The organism is Endozoicomonas sp. SCSIO W0465, assembly GCF_023716865.1.
Taxonomy (GTDB): Bacteria; Pseudomonadota; Gammaproteobacteria; order Pseudomonadales; family Endozoicomonadaceae; genus Endozoicomonas.
In genome coordinates this window covers 2,742,154-2,753,583 of record NZ_CP092417.1, presented here as the reverse complement: position 1 = coordinate 2,753,583, position 11,430 = coordinate 2,742,154, and the positions used below count along the sequence as shown (strand labels likewise).

8 protein-coding genes and 5 tRNA genes are annotated in these 11,430 nt (G+C 48.9%); 9 read left to right on the top strand and 4 right to left on the bottom strand.

Annotation, left to right across the window (positions count from 1 at the left end):
* Window positions 1-11: 11 nt before the first annotated feature.
* The 6 genes from gspM to MJO57_RS33255 all read left to right on the top strand — a co-directional run bounded on the left by gspM (window position 12) and on the right by MJO57_RS33255 (window position 1,713).
* On the top strand, window positions 12-524 hold the full coding sequence (gene gspM / locus MJO57_RS12010) for a type II secretion system protein GspM (protein WP_252025555.1): 513 nt from the start codon (window positions 12-14) through the stop codon (window positions 522-524).
* Between the two features lie 162 nt (window positions 525-686).
* Window positions 687-762: transfer RNA gene (locus MJO57_RS12005), tRNA-Val, on the top strand.
* 40 nt (window positions 763-802) lie between these two features.
* Window positions 803-879, top strand: a tRNA-Asp gene (locus MJO57_RS12000).
* Window positions 880-912: 33 nt separating this feature from the next.
* Window positions 913-988: transfer RNA gene (locus MJO57_RS11995), tRNA-Val, on the top strand.
* A gap of 39 nt (window positions 989-1,027) precedes the next feature.
* Window positions 1,028-1,104 (top strand) — tRNA-Asp (locus MJO57_RS11990).
* Window positions 1,105-1,506: 402 nt separating this feature from the next.
* The gene (locus tag MJO57_RS33255) at window positions 1,507-1,713 is read left to right on the top strand and encodes a tyrosine-type recombinase/integrase (RefSeq protein WP_371924825.1); all 207 of its coding nucleotides are present in this window, start codon (window positions 1,507-1,509) and stop codon (window positions 1,711-1,713) included.
* Between the two features lie 78 nt (window positions 1,714-1,791).
* Here MJO57_RS33255 and MJO57_RS11975 read toward each other — a convergent pair.
* Window positions 1,792-1,884 (bottom strand) — tRNA-Ser (locus MJO57_RS11975).
* A gap of 756 nt (window positions 1,885-2,640) precedes the next feature.
* Between MJO57_RS11975 and istA the strand changes: the two genes are divergently transcribed.
* From istA to MJO57_RS11960, 3 genes are all read left to right on the top strand, one after another.
* A complete protein-coding gene (gene istA / locus MJO57_RS11970) occupies window positions 2,641-4,194 on the top strand; it encodes an IS21 family transposase (RefSeq protein ID WP_252017310.1) in 1,554 nt (517 codons plus the stop codon).
* A gap of 12 nt (window positions 4,195-4,206) precedes the next feature.
* Window positions 4,207-4,962: an IS21-like element helper ATPase IstB gene (istB, locus tag MJO57_RS11965; RefSeq protein WP_252017309.1), complete on the top strand. Its 756-nt coding sequence runs from the start codon at window positions 4,207-4,209 to the stop codon at window positions 4,960-4,962.
* A 96-nt stretch (window positions 4,963-5,058) separates the two neighbouring features.
* Complete coding sequence (locus MJO57_RS11960; protein WP_252025553.1) at window positions 5,059-6,531, top strand: IS66 family transposase; 1,473 nt, start codon at window positions 5,059-5,061, stop codon at window positions 6,529-6,531.
* 10 nt (window positions 6,532-6,541) lie between these two features.
* Here MJO57_RS11960 and csrA read toward each other — a convergent pair whose 3' ends face one another.
* The 3 genes from csrA to alaS all read right to left on the bottom strand — a co-directional run bounded on the left by csrA (window position 6,542) and on the right by alaS (window position 11,353).
* Window positions 6,542-6,802 carry a carbon storage regulator CsrA gene (gene csrA / locus MJO57_RS33250; RefSeq protein WP_371924824.1) on the bottom strand — a complete coding sequence of 87 codons (261 nt, stop codon included), beginning with the start codon at window positions 6,800-6,802 and terminating at the stop codon, window positions 6,542-6,544.
* Window positions 6,803-7,203: 401 nt separating this feature from the next.
* Window positions 7,204-8,445 carry an aspartate kinase gene (locus MJO57_RS11950; RefSeq protein ID WP_252025551.1) on the bottom strand — a complete coding sequence of 414 codons (1,242 nt, stop codon included), beginning with the start codon at window positions 8,443-8,445 and terminating at the stop codon, window positions 7,204-7,206.
* 274 nt (window positions 8,446-8,719) lie between these two features.
* Window positions 8,720-11,353: an alanine--tRNA ligase gene (gene alaS, locus MJO57_RS11945; RefSeq protein WP_371924823.1), complete on the bottom strand. Its 2,634-nt coding sequence runs from the start codon at window positions 11,351-11,353 to the stop codon at window positions 8,720-8,722.
* Window positions 11,354-11,430: the final 77 nt, after the last annotated feature.

Here is an 11,430-nt window from a genome sequence, read left to right as displayed (position 1 = left end):
TGGGTGTAACCATGCAAAAACTGAATAGCCTGCTAATGGCCAACCCGTACTGGAAGCACTGTAAGTTCTGGTATGAAATGCGGCCTCCGAGGGATCGTAAAACACTCCAACTGCTTTTTGCCGTAGTGTTTACAGGACTCGTCTACATACTGGTTTGGGAGCCAGTAACCCAATGGTCTGAGGCTCAGAAGAGTGCCTATCTCTATCAACAGGAAATGAACACCTGGTTGCATGGTCATTTTTCAAAAGCCCGAGACCTGCAGAAAAACCAACAGGCTACTTCAACCCGTCAGGAGTTATCTTCCATAGCTGCCAATGTTGCCCATCAGGCAGGTATAACACTGGAACGAGTTCGGCCAGACCGCAAAGGCCTTTCTGTTTGGGTTGAAGATGCTGCCTACCAGAAGCTGCTTAAATGGCTGGTTCTGCTGCAAACAGAGCATGGTGTTGCGATCCAGCAGATTCGTATTGATCAGCTGAAAGAAGTGGGTCGGGTTAAGAGTTATATTCATCTGGAAAAGTAAACGAAGCAGTATAAGGTTCACGCTGAGTCTATATGGTTGTTATCCAACTGTGTTATCCAACAGCATCACTGCCCGGCCTTGTTGTTCGAGGATTTTCCTGATGATGCCGCAAAAGGGATTGACACTATCTCTCGATTCGCTATGATACCCGCCACAGGTTCAGGGTGATTAGCTCAGCTGGGAGAGCATCTGCCTTACAAGCAGAGGGTCGGCGGTTCGATCCCGTCATCACCCACCAGGTTTTCGATGCTTTTTTTCAAAAGTTCTCGAAAAACAGCGGACCGGTAGTTCAGTCGGTTAGAATGCCGGCCTGTCACGCCGGAGGCCGCGGGTTCGAGTCCCGTCCGGTCCGCCATTTAATTTCTGCGTACGATTTAAGTAAAAATTCGGGTGATTAGCTCAGCTGGGAGAGCATCTGCCTTACAAGCAGAGGGTCGGCGGTTCGATCCCGTCATCACCCACCAGGTTTTCGATACTTTTTTAAAAAGTGCTCGAAAAACAGCGGACCGGTAGTTCAGTCGGTTAGAATGCCGGCCTGTCACGCCGGAGGTCGCGGGTTCGAGTCCCGTCCGGTCCGCCATACAATGAAACCCTTACAACACCTGTTGCAAGGGTTTTGTCGTTTACACAGCCTATAAACATAAAGCTTAAACACACTTCGCTGGAGAATTCACCCTCCCACAAACAAGCTATTTTGCCCGTTTTCTCCCGCCCTCTCCCGATCGATTACCGCACCACACGACCACCTCCAACATCAAAGGCAAAAGCTATCAGTTACAAGAGAAACGCAAGGCTGCATTACTGAAACGACCACCACAGTAATAATCGAAATTCCTGAAATAACTCAATGAAACTAAACCAGTGAAAACAGGTCATTTCAAATCGGTGCTAACATAGATGAAGAACCGTTCCTGTAAGCAAAGAAGCACATCAGGGATAAAGGAGAGTTCATCAACTATCAGAAATCCTTCAGAAGGGCTTTATGCACCCCGGTGTCAGAACCGTCAGGGGACAGGCCAGCCACGCTCTACGCCATACCTTCACCAGTCACTTTACGATGAATGGTGGAAACATTCGGGTACTGCAAAGCATCCTCGGTCATTCCGACATTAAGACGACCATGAAGTACGCTAAATTCAGCAGAGAACATTTAAACGACGCAGTTAGATTAAATCCATTAAGCAAATAAACACTTCTTGGACACATCAGTAAATTGGAACAAATGAAAAAGAGTATAAAAGGAAGGGAAATCAAGGAATTAAAAAAATGGCGGTGAGGGAGGGATTCGAACCCTCGATACGGCTACAAACCGTATACTCCCTTAGCAGGGGAGCGCCTTCAGCCTCTCGGCCACCTCACCATGAACGACCGATATTACCCTGAAAACCTTGAAAAGCAAGTCTTTTTTTAACCAATCCTGCTTTTCATCCTTTGGAGTTGGGGCGGGTAGAGAAAGCGCTATTCCAAACTAACCGAAAAGACAGTAATCCACTCGCAGGAGCATTCGCATCATCAGAATTCACCGTTACACTTCAGAGTTTTTGATAAAACAATAAAACTATAAGTAGTTAACCAACTGATTAAATGATGTGATTATTGGGGCTGAGTACATAGAAAAACTTTCAACACCTTTATTCAGATACAAAAATACCTGACAACCTGCCAGGCATTTCATGAAAACTGTCTTGAGGGATCAGCAATGATTCGATGAACTCAATCAGAGATAGAAACGACAGCTTAAAAATTATCGTAACTGTTCAGCACCCCCACATAAATCTGGAATTTTCTGATTTTTATACCATCCTCTTAAGCACCATTTTTCCACAATATTCGCCAGCATGATTCCAGAACTACCCGCAACTATGTCGGTGCATATTCTGGTAACTCTTGAACACTCATTCTGGTAACACTTGAACACCCATTCTGGTAACACTTGAACACCTATTCTGGTTTCTTTTGAACACTTTTTGATGATTTCCAGAATCACCGTTCAAGCTTCCAGAAACGCTGTTCAACAGACCATAAACCGGTCTAATACAGCTAACAAATATCTTCTTATGCATTGATTTTCCATAACTTTGGCCGTTCTTATCTGTACCAAGAGAGGGAACCGGCCATGACAGAAAACAGGATTACCATGCGTAAGCTACTAGAAATACTCCGGATGCGGTTTGGCAGCCAACTCAGCTTCCGACAAATTTCCCGCAGTGTACGGGTCAGTGTGGGGACGGTATCCAACTACGTTAAGGCCTTTCAGGAATCGGAATTAAGCTGGCCCCTGGCAGAGGATATATCTGAGCCTGAGCTTATTCAGGCGCTGTTTCCCGATGCCTCGATAGCCAATCGAAAAGGGTTGATTGATCCTGACTGGGCTGAGGTGCATCAGGAACTGAAGCGCAAGGAAGTGACCAAACAACGACTCTGGGAAGAATACTGTCAGGCCCACCCCCTCAATGCCTACAGCTATGCCCAGTACTGTCACCGTTACAATCAGTGGCGTGGTTGTCAAAAGCGATCTATGCGACAGCTGCACAATGCAGGTGAAAAGTTATTTGTTGATTATGCCGGGCCAACCATGCCAATCATCAACCCGGACACCGGCGAAATTGCCCACAATGCCCAGATATTTGTGGCAGTGCTGGGAGCGTCCAACTATACCTACGCTGAAGCGACTCTGTCACAAAAAACAGAGGACTGGCTGGGGTCTCATGAACGGGCCTTTGAGTTCTTTGGTGGGGTGCCAGAAATTGTTGTGCCAGACAACCCAAAGTGCGCAGTTATCAAAGCCTGTCGGTACGAGCCGGATCTCAACCCATCATACCAGCACCTGGCTTGTCACTACCAGGTGGCAGTCATTCCGGCACGCCCCTACAAACCCAAAGACAAGGCCAAAGCAGAAGTCGGTGTACAGGTAGTGGAGCGGTGGATACTGGCCAGGCTTCGTCATGAAATGTTCTTTACCCTGGCAGAGCTGAACCTGCGGATACGTGAGCTGTTAATCGAACTGAACCTGAAGCCCTTTAAGCAGTTGCCAGGAACGCGACGTAGTGCGTTTGAACAACTGGATGAACCAGCCCTCAAGCCACTGCCGAAGCAATCTTTTGTGTTCGCTGAGTTTATCAAGGCCCGGGTGAATGTGGATTATCATATTATCTGCAAGGGGCACGCCTACTCGGTTCCCCATCAGCTTGCCAGGCAGGAAGTAGAAGTACAGGCGACTGAGCACTGCGTCACGATCTACGCTAACGGTAAAGTGGTGGCCAGCCACGCTCGCAAGCACACACGTGGATTTACGACGTTAGCAGTTCATATGCCGGAACGACATCGTCACCATCAGGATTGGACGCCTGAGCGTTTACTTAACTGGGCTAACGACATTGGTCAGGAAGTCTATTGTTTTATTCAATCACTGCTGGATAGCAAGGAGCATCCTGAACAAGCCTATCGAGCTTCATTGGGGCTGCTAAACCTGCAGCGGGAATATGGAACTGAACGACTCAACAACGCCTGCGCCCATGCCAGGAACATCGGGGGTTATCGGTTAAAAAATGTCCGATCAATCCTCCAGTCAGGCAAAGACCTGATGCCATTGGAGCCACAGTTAAAACAAACGACAGGTCCCTTGCATGATGATCACGAAAATATTCGTGGCGCTATTTGCTATCAATAACCGGAGGCGAACATGATCAATGAAACACTGGCTCGCCTTAGGTCACTGCGACTGACCGGAATGGCAGATGCCCTCAATCAACAGCTGGACCAGCCGGGCACCTACAGTAGCCTTAGCTTTGAAGAACGACTGTCGTTGCTTACTGAGCAGGAAGAAACAGAGCGAAACAATAAACGTCTGGCTCGGCTGCTCAGAAGCGCCCGGTTTAAACTGGCTGCCCGGATACACGACATTGACTATGAACACCCCAGAGGTCTCAAACAGAACCAGATGGCCAGCCTGTCTGGAGGAGGCTGGCTTGACCGGTACAGGAACCTGTTGATCACCGGACCTTGTGGTTCCGGTAAGAGCTACCTGGCCTGCGCCCTTGGGCACATGGCTTGTCTGAAAGGCTACAGTGTCCGGTACTATCGGATGTCCAGGCTACTGGATGAACTGATCCTTGCCCACGGTGATGGCAGCTACAGCAGGCAGTTGAAACAACTGGCAAAAGTAGACTTGCTGATTCTGGACGACTGGGGCCTGGAACCACTGACGCAGCAACAAAGGAACGATCTGCTGGAAGTCATGGATGACAGGCACGAGCAAGGTTCCACGTTGGTTACCAGTCAATTGCCCACCCGGAAGTGGCATGCCAGCATTGGTGATGAAACTCTGGCCGACGCCATTCTTGACCGGCTTATGCACAATGCCCACCGGATTGAACTCAAAGGCGAATCCATGCGCAAAAAGCTTGGAAAATTGGACGCAGTTGAACACCTGGTCTAAAAATCACACTGGGCAATGTGTAAGGAGTTCAGGGTGTTCAAATGAAACAGAATAGGTGTTCAAGTTAACCAGAATACGCAGTCGGCTGAGATTCTCTTGAAAGAGAATGCAGAGCTGCGGATGAGAGTTGCCTGTCTGGAAGAGCGATGTCGAGAATTGGAAGAAAAGGTTGGCAAGAACAGTCAAAACAGCAGCAAGCCGCCATCGTCTGATGGTTATCAAAAACCTTGTAAAAACAGTAATTCTCCAGATCATTCTGACGACCTTTCCGCAGATAAAGGTACCGATCCATCGGATGAAAAACCCAATCCTAAAAGTCTGAGACAGTCTTCTGGTAATAAAGCCGGTGGAAAGAAAGGGCATCAGGGCACTTGTCTTAAACAGGTCGATATCCCTGACTATATTGAGTACCTTCCGGTTAAAGAATGCAATAAATGTCAGGCGTCTCTTCTTGATAGTGAGCCGGTCAAATATATTGAACGACAGGTGTTTGAACCAGGGAGACCGGGTGAATTTGAAGTAACGGCCCATAGAGCTGAAGTAAAAATCTGCACTTGTGGTTGTCGGAATCAGGCTGAATTCCCGGAAGGTGTTACCGCTGCCGCACAATATGGCTCAGCCACACAGGCTATGGCCGTCTATCTTAACCAATACCATTTCCTGCCTTTTAAGCGCGTGTCAGAGTATTTTAATACTCTCTATAAAATGAGTGTAAGTGCAGGCACTGTCGCCAATTTTGTGGCCAGAACCTATGAAAATCTGGCTTCTACTGAAGAGGTTATTCGTGACGCCTTGCGGGAATCGTCTGTTGCCGGAGCCGATGAAACGGGTATGCGGGCCGAGGGCTCTTTGCACTGGCTACACGTTATGCGGGATGAACAATGGACGCTCTACTACTTGTCTGAAAAGCGAGGTCGTGAGGCCATGGACACGATGGGCATACTGCTAACATTTGCAGGCGTTCTGGTTCATGATCATTGGAAATCCTATTTTGCATATGCGGCAACTCACGTACTTTGCAATGCCCATCACCTGAGGGAGCTTTTGGGTGTTGTTGATAGGGACAGCAATCAACTGGCGTTGCGATTGATGAAGCTACTGAGGCTTTCCTGGCATTACTGCAAGGGCTTTAAGACCATAGGTATGCTACAGATGCCAAGTGTTGTCTGTGAACGAATCGAGAAGATTTATGACCGGTTGCTTCAGCGGGCTCTAATGAAAGAAGTCGTCTATATGGAGAAGCAACGAGAGGAGCTTAAGCGCAAGAAAGTCAAGAATACTAAAGCTTACAATCTCTTCAAACGACTCACTGAGTTCAAGGCTGAGACACTGCGCTTCATGTCAGATTTTACCATTCCCTTCGATAACAATGGCAGTGAGCGGGATGTTCGAATGGCCAAGTTAAAGCAGAAAATCTCAGGCTGCTTCAGGAGTGCAGACGGTGGTTCTATGTTTGCACGGATTCGCAGCTATTTGTCGTCTGCCAGAAAACAGGGAATGGACATATATCAATCACTTCATAGAGCTGTTCGGAATTACTGTAATATGCCTTTGCTCAGTGCTGAATAGTTACAAATTATCAATAGGATTCGTAAGATTCAGACTCGGACTGATATCCGGATGCATAACCTTCATCATCTTCATAAGAACGGCCGGCACCGCCTTTTTTGTGCTCTTTTTCTTTTTGAATTCTCTGGTAAATTTCTTCCCGGTGAACAGCAACCTCTTTAGGTGCGTTAACACCGATACGAACCTGGTTACCCTTTACACCCAGAACAGTGACAGTGACCTCGTCCCCTACCATCAGGGTCTCTCCTACGCGGCGAGTCAGAATCAGCATTTCAATCTCCTTATTTACATCTCTGTTAAGTCAACAACCGTCAATTCTGAGCACGCTGGTGCATTGGTTAGAAGCTGATGAAATCACCCAAAATGATCGCGTGAAAATATACGACACCAACCCCAGTACAGACGTTATTTCACCTTAAAATTGCCTGACTTTAAACTGCTTTAGTACTCAGTTCAAAGTAATGAAGTATATGTCAGCTCAACCGTTCATGCTTAAGAATTATTCAGCAAACCCAGTCTAGTCACCAAGTTCAAGATTTCCATTCGTATTTTTACCTGCCGGAAATAGTTTGAGGACTTGATAACACTACTCATTCCACTTTTGCTCTATCAGGTGGATTCAAAGCAGATGGAGCCCCTTGCGAGGCCCACGGTTTTAATTATATTGACAATTTAGACCCCATTATCTTCCATTGGTTCCCTGTCCAGCTCAAAAGCGGAGTGGAGCGCCCGGACGGCAAGCTCCAGGTACTTTTCAGCAATGATGACGGAAACCTTGATTTCCGACGTTGAGATGATCTGAATATTAATCCCTTCAGCCGCCAGCGCTTCAAACATTTTGGTGGCAACACCCGCATGCGAACGCATGCCAACGCCAACAATCGACACTTTGGCAATTTTCATATCACCATCGTATTCACGGGCTTCAAGCTCTTCAACAACCTGCTCAACCACAACTTTTGCCCGTTCATAATCATTACGATGTACGGTAAAAGTGAAATCGGTGGTTTTGTCCTCAGCAGTATTCTGGACAATCATATCCACTTCAATATTGGCACGGCTAACCGGACCAAGAATTCGGGATGCCACACCGGGAATATCGGGTACGCCCTTAATGGTCAGTTTGGCTTCATCTCGGTTAAATGCGATGCCGGAAACTACCGGTGACTCCATGGCGATACCCTCATCCAGTGTAATCAGTGTTCCAGGGCCATCCTGGAAGGTATGCAGAACTCTCAGGTTAACGTTGTATTTGCCAGCAAACTCAACAGCCCTGATCTGCAGAACCTTGGAGCCCAGGCTGGCCATTTCCAGCATCTCTTCAAAAGTAATCTTGTCCAGACGGCGGGCACCCTCAACCACTCTCGGGTCGGTGGTGTAAACCCCATCGACATCCGTGTATATCTGGCACTCATCAGCTTTAAGTGCTGCGGCGAGAGCCACCGCCGTGGTATCCGAACCACCTCGCCCCAGGGTCGTGATATTGCCTTGTTCATCACGCCCCTGAAAACCGGCAACCACGACAACACGCCCCAGTTCCAGGTCCCTGACGATACCCTCAGTATCAATTCGCTTGATGCGGGCCTTGGTATGAGCACTGTCAGTAACAATGGCTACCTGACTACCGGTATAGGAAGTCGCAGGACAGCCACGTTCATTGAGAGCCATACTCAATAGACCTATGGTTACCTGTTCGCCCGTCGAAAGGATAACATCCATTTCCCGTGGCGTCGGCTGTGACTGCATTGACTGGGCAAGCTCGACCAATCGATTGGTTTCACCACTCATGGCAGAAACCACAACGACAACGTCGTGCCCCTGTTCGCGGAACCCTTTAACCTTATCAGCAACCCCCTGAATTCGTTCAGTGGTGCCTACTGAGGTGCCGCCAAATTTCTGTACTATTAGCGCCATCTTATTCGTTCTACTTCAATCAGCCATGACCTGTGGCCAAGCTTCCCTGTGCCAGCCTCCTGCTGCAACGCCCATCAATGTTAATAGAACAGAGTTATTCAGGCAGGAGCCAGACAGCACAAGCTGCCATCGCTATCATTCAGTGGATAGCAGAATGTACCATGAATCACTACCAGGGTGTATGCCTCAGGACAATAAAAACGGGCGGCCCCCTGCGGAACAGCCCGTCCTTACCTATTCTGGTCAGAATCACTAACGGTGCTGACCAAACTGCTTACAACTGGTCTCCCAGCCACCCTTTAATAGACGACAGTGCTTTATCGAGATGTTCAGGCTGGGAACCACCACCCTGGGCAAAGTCAGGGCGACCACCACCTTTACCACCCAGCTGTTCTGCCACCATCTTCAACAGATCACCTGCCTTGACACGCCCGGTCAGATCCTTAGTCACACCGGCTGCCAGAGGCACCTTGCCATCGGCTTTAGTGGCCAGGAAAACGATACCAGAGCCCAGCTTGTTCTTCAGCTGGTCAACCATATCCCGTAGCGATTTAGGATCAACACCTTCAAGTTCTGTAGCCAACAGCTTAACGCCATTCACTACGACTGCCTGAGATACCAGATCTGAGCTGCCAGCACTGGCCAGCTTCTGTTTCAATTGCTGTATCTCTTTTTCCAGACTCTTGCCCTGGGCAACCAGAGCCTGCAGCTTCGCTGCAAGATTTTCTGGTTTGGCTTTTAGCATACGGCATGCGTTGTCCAGCTCAGAAAACCGTGTCTGAACAAAAGCTTCAGCGCCAGCACCGGTCACCGCTTCAATACGGCGAACACCCGCTGCAATACCACTTTCAGCAACAATCCGGAACGCCCCAATATCACCAGTGTGACTGGCGTGTATACCACCACACAGTTCAATGGAGAAATTGTCGGTTCCCATGGTCAGTACCCGTACCTCATCGGCGTACTTCTCACCAAACAGTGCCATGGCACCCTTGGCTTTTGCTGCATCCATATCCATCAGCTCAGTCTGAACCAGAGTGTTGGCACGAATCTGCTCATTCACCAGCTTTTCAATAGCCTTAAGTTCTTCCGGCCTAACCGCTTCAAGGTGAGAAAAGTCAAAGCGCAGACGCTCCGGATCAACCAAAGAGCCCTTCTGGGTCACATGATCACCCAGCACTTGCCTCAGGGCCGCATGCAACAGATGAGTGGCCGAGTGATTCAATGAGGTAGCATGGCGCTTTTCAGCATCAACATCGGCAGAGACTTCATCTCCAGACTTCAGTTCACCCGATACGACTTCCACAATATGGAGGTGGTGATCACCCTGCTTCCGGGTATCCACGACACGAACAGAGCCGGTTGCAAAATTCAGCAAGCCGGTATCACCCACCTGACCACCAGACTCTGCATAGAATGGTGTCTGTTCCAGCACAACCGTCGCCTGCTGGCCCTCACCGATCAGTTCTACCTGCTCACCACCAACAAACAGGGAGTGAACACGCGCCTGACCCGCCGTATTCTGGTAGCCGGTAAAGGCTGTCGAGCCTTCAATCACCAGCTGGTCGCTGTAATCAACACCGAACTTGCTGGACGCACGGGCACGCTCACGCTGAGCTTCCAGCGCTTTTTCAAAACCATCAATATCGACTTTCAGCCCGCGCTCACGGGCAATATCTTCGGTCAGATCAACCGGGAATCCATAAGTATCATACAGAGTGAACAGTGTTTCACCGGAGATCACGTCTCCCCGCGCACACTCCTTCAGAACAGCAATACTCTCTTCCAGCAGCTTCATCCCTTTATCCAGGGTACGGGTAAACTGCTCCTCTTCCTGCAGCAGAACCCGCTCAATGTGCGTCTGATTCCTCACCAGATCAGGATACGCATCGCCCATCACCTTCACCAGTGAACCCACCAGCTTATAGAAGAAGGATTCCGTGGCACCCAACTTGTAGCCATGACGGCAGGCACGTCGAATGATCCGGCGCAACGTGTAACCCCGGCCTTCATTGGACGGCATAATGCCATCACTGATCAGAAAACTGCAGGAACGGATATGGTCGGCAATGACACGCAGGGACGCTTCTGTTGTGGCCACGCCACCGAGAATCTCAGAAGCATCGTTCAACAGTGACTGGAACAGGTCAATTTCATAGTTGCTTTTCACATGCTGCATTACCGCAGCAATACGTTCCAGGCCCATACCGGTGTCAACCGATGGCTTGGGCAGTGGCTGCATTTCACCATCGGCCTGACGGTTGTACTGCATGAATACGATGTTCCAGATTTCAATAAAACGGTCACCGTCTTCTTCTGGCGTACCCGGACGGCCACCCCGGATATGATCGCCATGATCATAGAAAATCTCGGTACAGGGACCACAGGGGCCAGTATCCCCCATCTGCCAGAAGTTATCGGAAGCATAAGGCGCTCCCTTGTTGTCACCAATGCGGATAATATCATCCGCTGCAACACCAATGTCGTTTAACCAGAGGTTATAGGCTTCATCGTCAGAGGCATAAACCGTGACGCAAAGGCGCTCTTTTGGCAGGTTCAATGTGCCGGTCAGGAAGTTCCAGGCAAAATGAATCGCCTCTTTCTTGAAGTAATCGCCAAAGCTGAAATTACCCAGCATTTCAAAGAAGGTGTGGTGGCGAGCGGTATAGCCGACGTTATCCAGATCATTGTGCTTGCCCCCGGCACGTACACACTTTTGCGAGGTGGTGGCACGCTGGTAGTCACGTTGCTCACGTCCCAGAAACGTATCTTTGAACTGGTTCATCCCGGCATTGGTAAACAACAGGGTTGGGTCGTTATGGGGTACCAGAGAGCTACTGGCAACCACTTCATGGCCGTTTTCCCTGAAGTATTGCAGAAAAGCAGAACGTATTTCGTTAGTCTTCATATACAGTTCCCACCGGGGGAGTTATCTCTAAAAAATCGATTGGCGATTATATCGAATTGTCAAACAAAAATGATCAT

Excerpts from the sequence above, each read along its gene's own strand:
- MJO57_RS33255 (WP_371924825.1), top strand. The coding sequence starts at position 1,507 with ATGCACCCCGGTGTCAGAACCGTCAGGGGACAGGCCAGCCACGCTCTA.
- MJO57_RS11950 (WP_252025551.1), bottom strand. The coding sequence starts at position 8,445 with ATGGCGCTAATAGTACAGAAATTTGGCGGCACCTCAGTAGGCACCACT.
- csrA (WP_371924824.1), bottom strand. The coding sequence starts at position 6,802 with ATGCTGATTCTGACTCGCCGCGTAGGAGAGACCCTGATGGTAGGGGAC.
- istB (WP_252017309.1), top strand. The coding sequence starts at position 4,207 with ATGATCAATGAAACACTGGCTCGCCTTAGGTCACTGCGACTGACCGGA.
- gspM (WP_252025555.1), top strand. The coding sequence starts at position 12 with ATGCAAAAACTGAATAGCCTGCTAATGGCCAACCCGTACTGGAAGCAC.
- istA (WP_252017310.1), top strand. The coding sequence starts at position 2,641 with ATGACAGAAAACAGGATTACCATGCGTAAGCTACTAGAAATACTCCGG.
- alaS (WP_371924823.1), bottom strand. The coding sequence starts at position 11,353 with ATGAAGACTAACGAAATACGTTCTGCTTTTCTGCAATACTTCAGGGAA.